The following is a 17,005-nucleotide window of genomic DNA, read 5'->3' as shown; positions in this document are numbered from 1 at the left end:
TAGGGAGATACTTCAATGACTGTCCAAGTACTACAGCGTCTTAAGTCAGCAGACGACATGCCTGGAAGCTTTGGAAAACCCTTTGTCGGCGAATCTAAAGAGCTATTTGCAGATGATGAATTGTTCTATTGGCGACGCTTTGAGCGCTATGGCCCAATCTTTAAAAGCTGCATTGCCGGACGCAAATTTGCCTATTTAATGGGGCCCGAAGCTAATCGCTTGGTGATGAGCGATCAGGCAGATCACTTTTCGACTCGGTTGGGATGGCGTTTTTTAGAGCCGCTGATCGGTCGAGGTATCCTTCTGCAAGACGGGCAAGAACACCGTGCCACCAAGCGTCTGATGTTTCCGGCACTGCACGGACGCGCGATCGCCAACTATTTCGACACCATTCAGCAAGTGACCGACGATTTGCTAAATGACTGGGGTCAACAGAGTAGCATTCCTTTAATCGATGAGTTTGGTAAGTTTACAACGATCGTGGCGAGTCGCTTGTTTTTAGGCACCGAAACTGATGCCGAAATACAGCAAACCAGTCAGTGGTTTGGTCAGATGATGCGCGGCTTGCGCGGCAAAATTAAGCTGGATATTCCGCAAACGCTACACGGAAAATCGCAGCAAGCTCGACGCAATCTACTGGGGTTTGTGAGCAACAAAATTGCAGCCCGACGACAACAAGATAATTTGCAGGAATGTCAAGATGTTTTGGGTATGCTGCTCGTTGCCACTGATGAAGATGGCAATCACTTAAGTGACACCGATGTTACCAATCAAGCATTAATGCTGTTGTTAGCAGGACAAGACAATCCAGCGATGTTGTTGAGTTGGGTGCTGTTTGAGTTGAGCAGTCATCCAGAATGGCGCGATCGCTTACGAACTGAGTTAGATCAGGTAGTCGGCGCTGCTCCGCTTACGCTGTCTCACTTGGGCAAATTGACTCAAATGTCGAACGTCCTTAAAGAAGCAGAACGCCTTTATCCACCTGTGTTTGGCATGGCTCGTGGCGTCGTCAAAGACGTTGAATATGCTGGGTATCTAATTCCCGCAGGTTGGATGGTGGACATTTCGCCGATGATTACGCACCGGATGCCAGAGATTTATCGAGACCCCGATCGCTTTGACCCCGATCGCTTCGCGCCGCCCCGTGAGGAAGATAAACGCTATCCCTTCTCGCTGGTTGGCTTTGGGGGAGGGACACATACCTGCATTGGCTTAGAGTTAGCCAAACTAGAGATGAAGGTTTTTCTCGTTTCGCTGCTGCGCCAATATGACTGGACAGTCACGCCCAGTCTGAGTGAAATTGCCCCGATTCTTCAGCCGTCTAAAGTGCAAGAAGATTTGCAGGCGCAGCTAATACGCCTCTAAAGGCACAACTGCGATTGAACAATCAAGATACTCAACTGCAACATTCTCAAAATCCACGATCGTTTTTTGAGGTCTTTCAATGGAATTTCTAAAAAATTATTGGTATCCGCTGGTTCTCTCTTCTGAAGTTTCTGCTGATAAACCTCACAGCACTCTGTTGCTCGGAGAGCCACTTGTCATCTTTAGAGACAACAACGGCAAAGCGATTTGTTTGCACGATTCCTGTCCCCATCAGGGCGTTCCTCTATCGTTGGGCAAAGTTAAAGACGGAAAAGTAGAGTGCGCCTATCACGGCTGGCAGTTTGGAGCGAGTGGCGAGTGTGAAAAGATTCCTTGTTTAGAAGATGGCAAGCTACCCAAGAGTGCAAAGTGTCGTTTTGCCTACCCGACTGAAGAGCGCCTGGGCGTGATTTGGGTGTTTGCCGGATCTCCAGAAATGGCTCCACCGTTGCGATTGCCAGAGGGCACGACAGAAGCAGGATGGGTTCATGAGGTGATTGTGCGAGAACAAGAAATTCCTCATAAGCTGATGATCGCGGGCGGTCTTGATTTTGCTCACTTCCCCTTTTTGCACACCAAATCGATCGCGAGCAAAAAGCAGCGCGATTATCTGCGATCGCTTGAAGTTACTCTGACCGATTACGAATACGGGCTGACCATGATGGTCAAAAATGCTGATGGCGAAGACTACAACGATTTTGTCTACTCATTTGAGCCACCTTGTTTGGTGAAAGTGGCGATCGAACCTAAACCCGGTTGGCGATTAATTGCGAGTGATTATTTTGTGCCGTTGACCGAGAACCGGACGCGTCTATTTGTGTTTGAAGCGCGAGACTGGCTGACGTGGAACCCGCTGGTGAGTTGGCAACTCAGACGCAAAGCAAACCAGATTCTCGATGAAGATTTGCCAATTCTCTATGCCCAAACTGAGTGGCATAAAAATGGCTACGGAGATTGGAACTGCACCGTCAAACCCGATCTGCTCTCGCTGCGCTATCGCCAATGGTACGATCGCAAAGCTCGTGGGGCAGCTACGCCCACCATGTCCCACACTTACGAGTTTGAAGATCACTTTTTAGAGGATCAAGAAACCGATCAACGGATGCCGTTAGAAAGGGTACGATCGTAGACTTCACCCTAGCCCGCTCGCAAAGGAGAGGGAACCAGAGATCGATGGTAAAGTTCCTCTCCTGCGGGAGAGGGGTTTGGGGTGAGGGTTCTTATTCACACATCGCGTTACACAGAAACTCCATTTTCAAGTTTGGTGAGCCGGGATAGCAATCTGTGAGTCAGAATCAAGGTAAGTGGGAACACTGAGCATTAGCCCTCAATTTACCCAAGCTTCATGATTCGGGAGTCGCGAGATGTCGAGATTGCTAGTGACGCAGTATCATGCGGAAGTCGAAAAAATTATCCGCTATGGGGGTTCTAAAAAAGAAACCAGCATTCGCAATGCCTTTGAGCGTTTGCTGAATGACTATTGCAAGCCACGTAATTATCTGCTGATCCCCGGACTCGACTTTAAGACCAAGTTCAACACAACGGTTTTCCCTGATGGCACAGTCAAGGATGCCATTCGCTTGGAGCATGGCTGGTGGGAAAGCAAAGACCAATATGACAATGACAATCTCGATCAAGAAATCGAGAAGAAGTTTGAGAAGGGCTACCCTGACGAAAACATTTTGTTTGAAGACTCGCAGACTGCGGTGTTAATTCAGCACAGTCGAGAGCAGTTGCGCGTCTCGATGGGAGATGCAGAGGCGCTGAATGGGTTGATCAGCACGTTTGTGAGCTACGATCGCCCGGAAGTGCGGGACTTTCGCGCTGCTATCACCCGGTTCAAAGAAGACATTCCCAATATTCTCGAAGCGCTGCGGGACATCATCAATCAGCAAGAGATAGGGAATACCGAATTTAGAGAACGCCGCAATGCGTTTCTAGAAGTTTGTCGCCAGTCGATCAACCCTGAAATCGAGGTTTTCGACATTCATGAGATGTTGATTCAGCACATTCTGACGGAGGATATTTTTACTAATATTTTTCATGAGTCGCAGTTGTACCGGGAGAACAATATTGCGCGGGAACTGTCGGAAATTATCAGCACGTTTTTCACCGGAAAGACTCGTCGAAACACGCTTAAGAGCATTGAACACTACTATGCGGTGATTCGTCGTAAGTCTGAGAATATTGCTAACCACCACGAAAAGCAAAAGTTTCTCAAGGCAATCTACGAGAATTTCTACAAGGCGTATAACCCTAAAGCGGCCGATCGCTTGGGCATTGTTTACACACCCAATGAAATTGTTCGCTTTATGATTGAAAGCGCCGATTATCTGGTGCATAAACACTTCGGCAAGTTGTTGTCTGATCCAGGAGTAGAGATTCTTGACCCTTGCACGGGCACAGGAACCTTTGTGACAGAACTGATCGAATATCTGCCTGCGGATAAGCTGGAGCATAAATATAAAAACGAAATTCACTGCAATGAAGTGGCGATTTTGCCCTATTACATTGCTAATTTGAATATTGAATTTACTTATCAGCAAAAGATGGGGAAATACGAGGAGTTTAAGAATATTTGTTTGGTGGATACGCTGGATCATTGCGGGTTTGAAGGAAAGCAGTTTGATTTGTTTGCGATGAGTGTGCAAAACACGGCGCGAATTCAGCAGCAGAACGATCGCACCATTTCTGTCATTATCGGCAATCCGCCCTACAACGCCCATCAGGAAAACTTTAACCAGCGCAACTCTAACCGTCTCTATAAAGGCATCGATAAGGCAATCAAAGAGAGCTATATCAAGGAAGGTACGGCTCAAAATCAGATTGTTGTTTACGATATGTATACCCGCTTCTTGCGGTGGGCAAGCGATCGCCTCGGTCAAAACGGGATGGTTGCGTTCATTACCAATCGATCGTTTATTGATTCTAAAACCTTTGATGGCTTTCGTAAATGTGTTGAAAAGGAGTTTGATTATGTTTACATTGTTGATACGCAGTCGGATGTGAGGAATAACCCAAAGATCTCAGGCACAAAAAACAATGTATTTGGAATTCAAACTGGGATCGCTGTAATGTTTCTAGTAAAAGTTAAAAAGGAGAAAAACTGATGATACAGCCCGTCATCTTGGAAAAACTAGAGAGTCTTCCTGAGTCTCTACAAGTAAAAGTGCTGCACTACATTGATTCATTGATAGAGGAGCAGAAACAAACTTCGGAGCAAGAAAGTGACCCTAAAAAGTATCGTGTCGCAGGAAGCATGGAAGGCATGATTATCGTGGCTGACGATTTTGATGAGCCGCTTGAAGATCTTAAGGACTATATGTAATTTTGCCCATGCTGCTGGATACTCACACTTTGCTTTGGTTTCTCAACAACGACTCTAGGCTACCAGATCTTATTAAGCAACAGATAGAAAATACTGAATCTGTGTTTGTCAGCATTGCTTCAATCTGGGAAATTTCTATCAAGGTTAGTGTTGGAAAGCTGACACTTCTGACTCCACTGGAAACCATTAAGCTCGATATGGTTAACTTGAGGATTCGAGAACTGGCCATCACATTTGAAGACGCGATAACTTATGTTTCACTTCCCTTGAGTTCCAGTCATCGAGATCCTTTCGATCGAATGTTGATCTCACAGGCAATCAATCACTCTCTTATGATTATTAGCGTTGACAAAAAGTTTGATGCGTATTCGATTCAGAGGATATGGGCATGAAGGCAAAAATCTTTTACTTTACATTGCAAGATGAGCAAACGAAGGAAGAAAAACTCGACTGGTTTGAACGATCGAGATTTGAACAAATTCCCTTTGATCATATTACGCCTGATGAGAAATCGAACTGGATTAATTTAACCGATAACGATTTTGATAGTCTTTTGTCATTAATTGACAAGGATGTGAAAGCGGGAAAGTCGCAAGAGGCAATTTTTCAGCTTTTTTCGAGAGGTTTAGAAACAGGTAGAGACGAGTGGATTTATGCTTTCTCTAAGGCGAATCTAATATTAAAAATAGAATATCTAATTCAGGTCTATAGAGCATACGTCAAAGATCAAAAGATCAATTTAGACATTAAATGGGATAGGCAACTCGATAGATATGTTGCGGATAGAATTGAAATTGATTTCGACTTAAGTAAAGTTAGAAAAGGGATATATCGACCTTTCGCAAGGCAGTATTTATATTTCGATAAACATCTTAACAGGATGCCTGGTCAATCCCCAAAAATATTTCCAGAGTCACAGAGTAACAATAAATTAATTGGCTTTATGGGGCAATCCGCAAGTAAACCATTCGCTGTGATTGCAACGGATTTAATCCCTGATCTGAATTGTATTAGTCCTGCTTCTGGCGGTACTCAATGCCTTCCCCTCTATCGCTACGACAAAGACGGAAACCGCATCGACAACATCACCGACTGGGGCTTAACCCAATTTCAAACCTACTACAACGATCGCACCATCAACAAACAAGACATCTTCCACTACACCTATGCCGTTCTCCACCATTCCGCCTACCGTATCAAATACGAACTCAACCTCAAGCGTGAATTTCCCCGATTGCCCTTCTATGGCAACTTCTACCAATGGGTAACCTGGGGCAAAGCCCTGATGGATCTACATCTGAATTATGAAACGATCGCACCCTACGGATTAAAACGAGTCGAGATTGCCACTAAAGACAACCCAAAAGCCAAACTCAAAGCCGAAAAAACTAGCAACATGATCACCTTAGACGAAAACACTCAACTTATGGACGTTCCGGCGATCGTCTGGGACTACAAACTTGGCAACCGCTCTGCGCTGGAATGGATACTCGACCAATACAAAGAAAAGAAACCTAAAGATCCGACGATCGCCAAACTCTTCAACACTTATAAATTTGCTGACTACAAAGAACAGGTTGTTGACTTGCTCGATCGGGTTTGCACGGTTAGCGTTAAAACAATGGAGATCATTCAACAGATGCCAACAGCGTGAGGAAGGAACAATCAAGTAGAACACTATGTTAAAACTGCTTCTAATCAATGGCTGCTCTCAGAATATGATGATCCGGATATTACATTGTCTCTAAGTACTTTTGAAGCTCAGATCAAAATCATTGATCTCTATGAAAATATTGACATTGAGGCTTGATGAAATGGCCAGGACGATCGCGACGGTATGATAAATTGTTGCAGCAGAATTTTACAAGCAGGTTTAAAATTTTTGGTTGAAGCTCAAAAGTTATCGCTGCCCATAATATCTACTGAACTCGTACCAATTGGGTTTGTGAATGCGATAGATCGGCATTAAGGCACGGCAGTGCCATGCCCGTACAAAAAGGGTAGGGGCATGGCACTGCCGTGCCCCGTCAGATTGAACGATCAGTCGCAGTTGCTTCCAGAATTGGCATCAATTATTAGCCCCCTTACTTTGTTGAGAATGCAGTTCTAAGTAAATTGTTAACCTTCCCAATCCTTGATGGTTGAGATCTATTTCGACAACACTGCGTTCTCAAGATCCTTTGCCTCAAGATCTCTTCTCGCCTCTTCTACTTGAAACTGGGCGAGTTGAGCATCCATTTGGTGGCTGACCAGATCGCGAAATTCAATAAAGTGTTCTGCATAAGCACACACCGTTAGATATTGATCCCAAACGGTCGGATTGTGCTTGAGAATGCTGAACAAATGATGCCAAAACATCAGACGCGTATTGCGCTTAATGCCCTGTTGCCAGACCACATAAGCCAACGCCTTTAACTCGACTAAGCCCGGAAACTTATCGGGGGCAAGTCGCGGCGGTGCGGTCATTTGTCGGAACGATCGATAGACGCGATCGAGAAAACACTTCGGCTCATACAAGGTGCAAAATGCTCGAATATACTCCTGAGCAATCTGCTCAACGGGGCGGGTTGGAATAAAATTCATCAACATGGTTTGGCTGCCGTCACCCAATATCTCTAACAGTCGTCCTTCTTTCTTTAACCGATGCCACAGCGCTGTATCGGGAAGTGCCTGAAGAATGCCGAAAGTTGTGGTTGGAATGGCGGTTTGCTCAACAAACTCAATGATCCGATCGCCCGCGCCCTGCTTCTCGCCGTCAAACCCAATAATGAACCCTGCGGTGACTCGCAAACCCGTTTCGTTAATCGTTCGCACGGCATCGACAAGAGAACTCCGCATATTCTGAAACTTTTTGGTGAGTTGCAGACTCTCAGCATCTGGCGTTTCGATGCCTAAGAAGACCGCCTTAAAGTTACACGCCACCATTGAGTGCATCAACTCTACATCTTGCGCTAAATCAACCGACGCTTCAGTGAGAAAAGTAAAGGGATATTGGCGCTCTGCCATCCAGCCTTTGAGTTCTTGCAGCATCAGCTTGACGTTGCGCTTGTTGCCAATAAAGTTGTCATCGACCATAAAAATCGATCGCCGCCAGCCCAACTGATAGAGACATTCAAGCTCTGCCAAAAGCTGTTGAGGATCTTTGGTGCGCGGTTTGCGTCCGTAAAGCACAATGATGTCGCAAAATTCGCACTGAAAGGGGCAACCCCGCGAAAATTGAACGCACATCGCATTATAAGCATCCAACTCTAGCAAGTCATAGCGGGGAATGGGCGTTTGGGTTACGTCGGGTCGTTCACCATTTGAGCGAAAAACGCCTTGGGGTTCGCCCCGCTCGATCGCTTCGACAAACAGAGGCAACGTCAGCTCACCTTCATCTAAAACGAGGTAGTCTGCCCCAGCTTCTAAAGAATCTTGAGGAATCGACGTAGGATAGGGTCCACCAACGGCAACCGATTTGCCCCGTCGTTTAGCTTCTCGAATCAGCGCCAGCAAATCTGGCTTTTGCACAATCATCGCCGACAGAATCACGACTTCTGCCCAATCCCATTCTGCCTCGGTGACGGCTCGAACGTTATGGTCTACTAGCTTAAATTCCCAGGTTTGGGGCAAGATAGCGGCAACCGTCACTAACCCTAACGGCGGCATCGAAGCTTTGCGATTAATCAGCTTCAAAACCTTTTCATAAGACTCGATCGTTTTAGGAAACCGGGGATAGAGTAGGAGTGCGCGCATAATGTTCAAAACCTGAAGTGGGTTAAACAGACTGGGGCAAGTGCATTCAAGAGAATAGCACTCTTGATTATGAAGAGGAAACACCCGATCGTCGCCTCAAAGCCTATTTTGACCCTCTAAACGTCCCAAATTTCAACATCGACTCATTAATTTGCGGTCTAATTTGATGTCAGTTCGACAGAAACGGTTTGCTCCGGTTGTAAATTCGGGAATCCCCCTAAATCCCCCAATTTGGGGGACTTCAAGCCAAAATTCCGGTTCAAAGTCCCCCAGAATGGGGGATTTAGGGGGCAGAAGCCACTAACAACGAAGCGAATAAACTCGTCGAACTGACGTTAATTTGCGTCTTTGATGCGAGTTTTGCGCTCTAAAATCTCCTTTAAGACGAGAGTCACCACTGCTAACAACGCCAGCAATACTGCTGCCGAATAAGCCGCTTCGGTTTCATATTGCTTATAGGTTTCTTCGACAAAAAGCGGTAAAGTTTGAGTCTTGTTAGCAATATTGCCAGACACCACCGAGACGGCACCAAATTCGCCCATTGCTCTAGCGTTAGTGAGAATCACGCCATAGAGCAAACCCCATTTGATGCTGGGTAAGGTGACTCGCCAAAACGTTTGCCAATCGTTCGCTCCCAGAGTTTTTGCCGCTTCTTCTTGATCGGCTCCGATTTCTTCTAACACCGGAATCACTTCACGCGCGACAAACGGCATACTTACAAACACCGTCGCTAACACCATGCCCGGAATCGCAAACACAATGTTGATATTGCTGGCTTCGAGCGCGCTGCCAAACCAGCCTCGTCGCCCATAGAGCAAGACGATCATCAAGCCCGCTACGACTGGCGAAATTGAGAATGGTAAATCGATGATGCTCAAAACAAAGGCTCGACCTGGAAACCGACGACGCGCGATCGCCAACGCTGCACACAATCCAAACCCCACATTCAACGGCACCGCGATCGCTGCCATCAATAGCGTTAGACGCGCTGCAAATAGAAAATCGGGACGGACAAGCGTCTTAAAAAATGTGCCAACTCCTCTGCTAAAGGCCTGCACAAACACGTTTGCGGCTGGAATGTAGAGCACCAGAGATAGGTAGAGAACGGCGATCGCAATCAACACCGCAGGCACCCATTTACGCTGCGGTTTGGTTGCATTCTTCCCCGTTTTGGGAACAGACGCATTAAAAGATGGACCCAGATCAGCCATATCGTTTGCCCCATGCTTGTAAGAGATTAATTCCTAGCAATATCACTAGTGAGATCATCAGCAAAACAACACCGATCACGGTTGCCCCTGAATAGTCATATTGCTCTAATCTTTGAAAGATTAACACAGGCGCGATCAGATCTTTGAATGGTGTGTTAGACGCAATAATCACAGTCGAGCCATATTCTCCAACCGCGCGAGAAAACCCTAATGCAATGCCCGTTAGAATCGATGGAAACAATGGCGGCAATACCACTCGCCAAAAAGTCTGAAAATCTGAAGCTCCCAAACACCAGGCGGCTTCTTCGATATCTTTTTCCATTTCTGTCAAAACAGGCTGCACCGTTCTCACGACAAACGGCAGTGAGATAAACGTCATTGCAACGAAAACGCCCAGTCGAGTGAAGGCAATTTTAACGCCCAAGGGAGCAAACAGAGAGCCAACCCAGCCGTTATCGCTGTAGATGGTAGCGAGTGTTAACCCGGCGACTGAGGTGGGCAGGGCAAAGGGCAAATCGACCGACGCATCAAACAACCGCTTTAAGGGAAAGTCATAACGAACTAAAACCCAAGCGATCAGCGTTCCAAACAGACCATTAGATAAAGCTGCCACGAACGCTGTTGTAAACGTCACATCGTAAGCTGCAAGCGCGATCGGACTCGTAGCAATCCGCCAAAAATTAGCAGGGCTTTCGGTACTTGCTTTAAGAAACATCGCGGCCAGCGGCAAAAATAGCATGACGCTCAGGTAGCCGATCGTGACGCGCCATGTCCAAGGAACTTGAGCCAGTCTAGTCAGAAACGTTTTCCGGGCGGGAGGCTTCTGAAATTCATCAACTTGGGGAGAAGAAACCATCGTGATATCTAGAATGAGCCATCTATGTTAATAGAAATCTAGGGACGTTTTTTGTAACATCCTAGATCGAGGATCAGTAGAGACATGGCACTGCCGTGTCCGTTAGCGTTGCAAGTAACCGAGATGCTGTAATCCACGATCCTAAGTAGAGCGGTAGAATCAAGCGATCGCCCTTATCCAACAGGACTTCGCATTTTGACCAAAACCTCCGAGGTTTGCGATCGCCCTTATCCAAGTAGAAAGCAGCACGCTACTTATTAATCGATGCCTCAATTTGATCAAAAATGGCACCATCTTCAAAAAACTTCTTCTGGAAATCAGTCCAGCCACCGAAGTCTTTGATGGTGCTCAGTGTCTTCACTGGCGGGAATTTGTCCGTGTTTTCTTTTTGAGCTGCTGCTGCGGCATCAAGGGGTCGATAGCCCAAGTTGATAAACTCTTGCTGCGCCTCTGGGGTAAAGAGGAACTTCACAAACCCTTCAGCGGCTTCTCGTGTGCCGTGTTTATCGACATTCTTATCCACAACCGCGATCGGGGTGTCGATCGAGATATTCACCTCAGGAATCGTGTATTCGAGTTTCTCACCCTTACTCTTCGCCAGAATAATCTCGTTCTCATAGTTAATCAGCGCATCGCCCTGACCCTGCTTAGAAAAAGCATCGGTCGCTTCACGAGCGTCTTTGGTCAGCACTGCCACATTTTTAAAGGCTTGGGTAACAAACTCCGTCGCTTTTGCTTCATCTGCACCTGACTTGATCGAAGCATTCCACAGAGCTAAGAAATTCCACCGAGCCACGCCAGAGGTCTTGGGGTTTGCAGTCACCCACTTGACACCATCTCTAGCTAAATCGTTAAAACTCTTGATATTTTTGGGATTCCCTTCACGGGTGGTAATCGCCGCAACGGTTTTAGCGACGATGCCGTTGTTGGGCACTTTGGTATCCCAGTCAGCATTCACAAGTCCGGCTTTGACCAGTTTGTTGGTATCGCCAGCCAGCGCTAAGTGAACTACATCGGCTTCTAGACCGTCAATCACAGCACGAGTTTGGGTGCCAGACCCGCCATAGCTTTGATTAAACGTGACCGTCTGACCACCATGATCTTTTTTCCACTGTTCAACAAACTTGGGAATAATCGCATCATAAGCGATTTTGGGAATGGCATATCCCACCAGAGTCAGCTCAACATCTTTTTGGTTTTGGGCAACTGGGCTACCCGCAGGACTGGTTGCAGTAGAATTATTGCCAGACCCATTTGAGCAAGCAGCGATCGCCACGCTCAAGGTTGCCCCGATGATAAAGAGCGATGCAAAGCTTTTGATTGAATCGAGCCTAAATTGATTGATCAGGTGTCGAGTCAGTTGTCTCCACCCAGTTAAAGCCCGTTGCCAAACCCTCATTGCTGTTGTCTCCCCTAATCTACAGTTCGCTGATCGGAATTTCGTATTTAGATCCTAGCGGGAGACAGCCAAAAAGACAAGCAAAAAGTACCTATTTTCGGTAGGGAAAGTGGAGATTATAAAGCAAGCGCGAGAAAATTGAAACTGCTACAGGCTAAATTCTCAGAAAATACTTGACCAAAACCTCGGAGGTTTAAGCCATTCTGTCGGTCACGATGCTTGATTCTTGGTTAAAACCTCCGAGGTTTGCGTAAGTCCTAATTAATAACCCTCCTAAAGGAGTTGCGCGATCGTCAATAAATCGGTCTATTACTTAGAAGGAGTGTTTACAAAACTCTACGCCTGCTGATCATTGCCCTATTGGAGGAGCCTGAATGGCTAGATCCGTTCGCCTGACTAAACTGCACCGCAGACGGTTCGCTCGTTGGTTATTAAACGACGATCGCGCCCACAAACAAGGACGGCAACCCCAACATTCTTGGTGGGAGGTAATGTGTCTAACGGGAGTCGATTACTTCTCAACGCTGGGCTATCAGCCAGGAATTGCCGCCTTAGCCGCGGGTTCTCTGTCTCCGATCGCCACCCTGATTCTGGTATTGCTGACGCTATTTGGCGCGTTGCCGATCTATCGCCGAGTTGCTGAAAAAAGTCCGCACGGGGAAGGGTCGATCGCGATGCTTGAACATTTGCTTCCCTGGTGGCAGGGCAAGTTTTTTGTCCTGTGTCTATTGGGATTTGTTGCGACCGACTTTATCATCACTATCACCCTTTCAGCCGCAGACGCAACTGCTCACATTATTGAAAATCCTTTAACGCCTGCCTTTCTTCACGGTCAAGAGATCGGCGTGACGCTGCTGCTAGTGACGTTGTTGGGCACCGTGTTTTTAAGAGGATTTCGAGAAGCGATCGGGCTTGCCGTTTATTTAGTCGGCATCTACCTGCTGTTAAATTTGGTCACGATTAGCGTTGGTCTTTATCAAATTCTGCAACAGCCGATCGTGCTATCAAACTGGCAAACCGCACTCTTTGCCGAACATGGAAACCCACTGATGATGATTGGGGTGTCAATGCTGCTGTTTCCACGACTGGCGCTGGGCTTGTCAGGGTTTGAAACGGGTGTTGTAGTGATGCCACTAGTCAAAGGGCATCAGAGCGACACTGAAGCGCAGTCTAGAGGACGCATTCAAAACACGCACAAGTTACTGACTGTTGCGGCACTGATTATGAGCTTTTTTCTACTGACTAGCAGTCTCGTGACCACGCTGCTCATTCCGGCGGCAGAGTTTCAAAGCGGAGGTAGAGCGAATGGACGGGCGCTGGCTTTTCTCGCGCATCAATTTCTAGGCGATGGGTTTGGCACTGTTTATGATCTGAGTACGATCGCGATTTTGTGGTTTGCAGGAGCATCGGCAATGGCGGGATTGCTCAACATTGTGCCGCGCTATTTGCCCCGTTATGGCATGGCTCCTGATTGGGCACGAGCCACGCGACCCTTAGTGTTGGTCTATACGGCGATCGCGTTTGTGATCACGATCCTGTTTCGAGCCAATGTCGAGGCACAAGGTGGAGCTTATGCAACAGGGGTTTTGGTGTTAATCACTTCAGCCTCGTTTGCAGTCACTTTATCAGCGCGACAACGGCGATCGCGGCAAGGCGTGATCATGTTTGGTGCAATTACGATTGTGTTTTTATACACTACCGTTGTCAATATCATTGAACGACCTGAAGGGATTCGCATTGCAGGATTTTTTATCGGTACCATCATTCTCACGTCTCTGATTTCGCGAGTTTGGCGATCGACCGAGCTGCGGTTTGAGGACATCGAGTTAGATGAAACTGCCCAACGCTTTATTGCCGAAGAGAGTCATCACACGATTCGGCTGATTGCTAATCGCTTAAACGCAGGAGACGAACGGGAATATTTCTTAAAAGAGCAGGAAGTGCGCGAAGATAACCACATTCCAGCCACCGATCCGATTCTGTTTTTAGAGATTCAGGTGTCTGATGCGTCTGATTTTGGTGGCACCCTGCATGTGAGTGGCGTTGAGGTGCATGGCTACCGGATTCTGCGGACAAAAAGTGCGGCGGTTCCCAATGCGATCGCGGCAATTTTGTTAGAACTCCGAAATCAGACGGATCAGTTGCCACATATTTATTTTGGTTGGGCAGAGGGCAATCCGATTCAATATTTGCTGCGGTTTATTCTCTTTGGTGAAGGCGACATTCCGGTAGTGACGCGTGAAGTTCTCCGACTGGCTGAAAAGAACCCCGATCGTCGTCCTACAATTCACGTAGGTGGTTAACAAAGTTGCTTTATGGAATACATTTCGGAACACTCCCGTGTAGCGTTCAAGTGTTCTATCGATATTATAACTTTCTCCAAAATTTTTACCCCAATCTTTACTCCAATTCCTGCTAAATCAACCCAAAAATGACCAACCCAAAAGTTAGTATTTTTGAAAAATTGACTCCCAGCAAGGTCTACAAGCCTGACTGGGAGAGTGAAATGCTTGAGGTCTTTGCGGGTGCAGTGGGCAAGGATGTGGAATAACTCAAATCGGGTTGCTATAGTTAACCAAGTCGATAGCCAAAGCCTCGCACCGTCACAATATATTGAGGAGCGCTGGGATCAACTTCTAACTTCTCGCGTAGCCAGCGAATATGGACATCGACCGTTTTTGGATCGCTCATCGACTCAGTTCCCCAGATGCGCTCTAGCAGTTGGTCACGAGAAAGCACTCGTCGTGGATGACGCATGAAAAGTTCCAGCAGCATAAACTCTTTGGGCGATAAACTCACCGCCTCACCGCGCACCGTCACGCGACATTCTTCTAGATACACCACCACATCCTCAAATTCAAGCACAGGCTGATCGGTAGTCTGTGCTGATAGGCGACTGCGCCGTAGCAAGACTCGACATCGGGCAATGAGTTCTCGCAGACCAAACGGCTTGACTAAATAGTCATCTGCACCGACTTCTAGCCCAACGACTACATCCATTTCGCTACCCCGCGCACTCAAAATTAGAATAGGAGTGAGATTGTTTTGTTGTCGTAGCGATCGACAAATATCTAGCCCATTCACATCAGGAAGCATCAGATCTAGAATGATTAAGTCGATCGAGAACGTCCCGTCTTCTCTCATCGTCGCACTGCGAATTAGGGTGAGTGCTTGTCGTCCATCTTCAGCCACTGTCACCTGATAGCCTTCTGTAGTCAATGCCAATACGATCGTTTCACGAATGCTAATTTCATCTTCGACCAGTAAGATGCAAAGTTGTTGAGAAGACTGCTGGAACTCAGGGATTTCAGACGAGGACATAAACTATCGAAAACCCTAATTTCATGGCATCAAACTGTAGTAAGGGCACGACATGGTGTGCCCCTACTCACCATAAACAAACGTGTGATGTTACAGGTTAAATTCGATTAAAGGTCAGGTTAATTCGGTAGAGACACGACATGTTGTGTCTCTATTAATTCAACACGGCATGTCTGTGCCCCACGCAACCATTTATCTAGAGGACATGACATGTCGTGTCCCTACCAGTACTGTTATTGTTTCTGCCGATGCCAATTTCTTCTTACCCGATGCCTTATCAAGACCTGATCGAACAGATCGATTTAATGATTCGCGCGCACTATGCGATTCTTTATCTTGTGGCAGTTGAAGAAGCGCCAGCCGAAGACGTTTTGCGTCAAGTTGCGGCGACTAAGCCCGGTCGCGCCATTTTGCTCTGGGATATTGTGCGCGGTTGGTCAGATAATGGCGCTGATAAAGGCACTGTAATGGGGGCACTAGGGCGCATTGCTAAAGCCTCAGAGCAAGAAGCCGCGATCTTTGTGCTGCGAGACTTACACCCCTGGCTTAAGCAGCCTAACAGCAAAGACAGCGTGCCGATCGTGCGCGAACTCAAAAACCTATCACGAGAACTCAAGCGCACCCGCAAAACGATCGTGTTGCTCAGTCACACACTAGAACTGCCTGTCGAACTGACCGAAGCTGTCACCGTACTTGACGCGCCGCTGCCTAATGCGGCTGAGATTGATGCGCTGATCTCTCAACTCGTGATTCCAGATAAGCTGCACCTCACCCCGCTCGCCCGCGAACAGCTCGTAAAAGCTTGCCAAGGGTTGAGTCGATCGCGGATAGAACGGGTTTTAGCCAAGGCACTCGCCGCTAAACAAATGGTCAATGAAACGGACATTGACGAGGTGTTAGACGCAAAAAAACAAGCCATTCGACAAACTGGAATCTTAGAGTTTTTCACCACAGAGCGATCGCTTAAAAGTGTGGGCGGGCTAGAAAATCTCAAGCAATGGGTGCAAATGCGGCAAGATGTCTTCACTGAAGAGGCACGGCGATATGGCATTCCTAATCCGAAAGGGCTGCTGTTAGTAGGCATTCAAGGCACCGGAAAATCACTCTCAGCAAAGACGATCGCCCATGAGTGGCGGCTGCCTCTGCTCAGACTTGACACGGGGCGATTATTTGGCGGCATCGTGGGCGAGAGTGAGAGCCGAATGCGGCAGATGATTCAAATTGCCGATGCGATCGCGCCCTGTGTGCTGTGGATCGACGAACTCGATAAAGCCTTTGGCAACCTTAACAGCAGCACCGATGGCGATTCGGGCACGAGTCGTCGGGTATTTGGGACATTAATCACCTGGATGCAGGAAAAAACCAGTCCTGTGTTTATCGTTGCCACTGCTAATAATGTGCAGATTCTCCCCGCCGAGCTATTGCGAAAAGGTCGCTTTGATGAGATTTTCTTTTTGAATTTGCCGAACGATCGAGAGCGGCAAGAAATCTTTAAAATCTATCTGCAACGCTTGCGCCCCAGTCGTTTAAGAGAGTTTGATGTTGAAAAATTAGCCTGGACAGCGCGAAACTTTAGCGGTGCCGAGATCGAACAAGTGATCATAGACGGAATGCACCGAGCATTTGGAAAAGGTCAGGTTAGTAAACGTCAAGATTTCACAACCGATGATATTTTAGAATCGATTCAAGAAACAGTTCCACTCGCTTCGATTTCTCAGCAGCAGATAGAAACTCTGCAACAGTGGGCAGAGCGATCGGGCGCACGTAACGCAAGTCAATAAAGAATTACT

At 47.2% G+C, this 17,005-nt stretch carries 13 protein-coding genes; 8 read left to right on the top strand and 5 right to left on the bottom strand.

The window, feature by feature from the left end; all coding sequences use genetic code 11:
- Nucleotides 1–15: 15 nt before the first annotated feature.
- From BRW63_RS00420 to BRW63_RS00395, 6 genes are all read left to right on the top strand, one after another.
- Entirely contained in the window at nt 16–1,365 is a 1,350-nt protein-coding gene (locus tag BRW63_RS00420; RefSeq protein ID WP_073068946.1) for a cytochrome P450, read from the top strand.
- A gap of 79 nt (nt 1,366–1,444) precedes the next feature.
- A complete protein-coding gene (locus BRW63_RS00415) occupies nt 1,445–2,494 on the top strand; it encodes an aromatic ring-hydroxylating dioxygenase subunit alpha (RefSeq protein WP_073068945.1) in 1,050 nt (349 codons plus the stop codon).
- A gap of 235 nt (nt 2,495–2,729) precedes the next feature.
- Nucleotides 2,730–4,475 carry an N-6 DNA methylase gene (locus BRW63_RS00410; protein WP_083582585.1) on the top strand — a complete coding sequence of 582 codons (1,746 nt, stop codon included), beginning with the start codon at nt 2,730–2,732 and terminating at the stop codon, nt 4,473–4,475.
- Entirely contained in the window at nt 4,475–4,693 is a 219-nt protein-coding gene (gene vapB / locus BRW63_RS00405; protein WP_073068944.1) for a type II toxin-antitoxin system VapB family antitoxin, read from the top strand. The genes BRW63_RS00410 and vapB overlap by 1 nt, the downstream gene beginning before the upstream one ends.
- Before the next feature lie 8 nt (nt 4,694–4,701).
- Nucleotides 4,702–5,085 (top strand): type II toxin-antitoxin system VapC family toxin, encoded by a 384-nt coding sequence (locus BRW63_RS00400; RefSeq protein WP_073068943.1) that lies wholly within the window; start codon nt 4,702–4,704, stop codon nt 5,083–5,085.
- Complete coding sequence (locus BRW63_RS00395) at nt 5,076–6,347, top strand: type ISP restriction/modification enzyme (RefSeq protein WP_317615771.1); 1,272 nt, start codon at nt 5,076–5,078, stop codon at nt 6,345–6,347. Before BRW63_RS00400 ends, BRW63_RS00395 begins: the two co-directional genes overlap by 10 nt.
- Before the next feature lie 494 nt (nt 6,348–6,841).
- Here the strand turns inward: BRW63_RS00395 and BRW63_RS00390 are convergent, their stop codons facing one another.
- The 4 genes from BRW63_RS00390 to BRW63_RS00375 form a co-directional block, all read right to left on the bottom strand.
- Entirely contained in the window at nt 6,842–8,428 is a 1,587-nt protein-coding gene (locus tag BRW63_RS00390) for a B12-binding domain-containing radical SAM protein (RefSeq protein ID WP_073068941.1), read from the bottom strand.
- 335 nt (nt 8,429–8,763) lie between these two features.
- Nucleotides 8,764–9,639: a sulfate ABC transporter permease subunit CysW gene (cysW, locus tag BRW63_RS00385; protein ID WP_073068940.1), complete on the bottom strand. Its 876-nt coding sequence runs from the start codon at nt 9,637–9,639 to the stop codon at nt 8,764–8,766.
- Nucleotides 9,632–10,495, bottom strand: coding sequence for a sulfate ABC transporter permease subunit CysT (cysT, locus tag BRW63_RS00380; protein ID WP_073068939.1), 864 nt, complete (start codon nt 10,493–10,495; stop codon nt 9,632–9,634). The genes cysW and cysT overlap by 8 nt, the downstream gene beginning before the upstream one ends.
- A 250-nt stretch (nt 10,496–10,745) precedes the next feature.
- Nucleotides 10,746–11,894: a sulfate ABC transporter substrate-binding protein gene (locus BRW63_RS00375; RefSeq protein ID WP_073068938.1), complete on the bottom strand. Its 1,149-nt coding sequence runs from the start codon at nt 11,892–11,894 to the stop codon at nt 10,746–10,748.
- A 374-nt stretch (nt 11,895–12,268) separates the two neighbouring features.
- Between BRW63_RS00375 and BRW63_RS00370 the strand changes: the two genes are divergently transcribed.
- On the top strand, nt 12,269–14,197 hold the full coding sequence (locus tag BRW63_RS00370; RefSeq protein ID WP_073068937.1) for an APC family permease: 1,929 nt from the start codon (nt 12,269–12,271) through the stop codon (nt 14,195–14,197).
- A 268-nt stretch (nt 14,198–14,465) separates the two neighbouring features.
- On the opposite strand, the gene BRW63_RS00365 is transcribed toward BRW63_RS00370, so the two are convergent.
- Nucleotides 14,466–15,215 (bottom strand): response regulator transcription factor, encoded by a 750-nt coding sequence (locus BRW63_RS00365; RefSeq protein WP_073068936.1) that lies wholly within the window; start codon nt 15,213–15,215, stop codon nt 14,466–14,468.
- Nucleotides 15,216–15,463: 248 nt separating this feature from the next.
- Between BRW63_RS00365 and BRW63_RS00360 the strand changes: the two genes are divergently transcribed.
- Nucleotides 15,464–16,996: an AAA family ATPase gene (locus BRW63_RS00360; protein ID WP_219898258.1), complete on the top strand. Its 1,533-nt coding sequence runs from the start codon at nt 15,464–15,466 to the stop codon at nt 16,994–16,996.
- Nucleotides 16,997–17,005 lie beyond the last annotated feature (9 nt).

Source organism: Phormidesmis priestleyi ULC007 (assembly GCF_001895925.1).
In the GTDB taxonomy this organism is placed as follows: domain Bacteria; phylum Cyanobacteriota; class Cyanobacteriia; order Leptolyngbyales; family Leptolyngbyaceae; genus Phormidesmis_A; species Phormidesmis_A priestleyi_A.
Note: the sequence above shows the minus strand (reverse complement) of the source record. Positions and strands in the feature narration are given on the sequence as shown.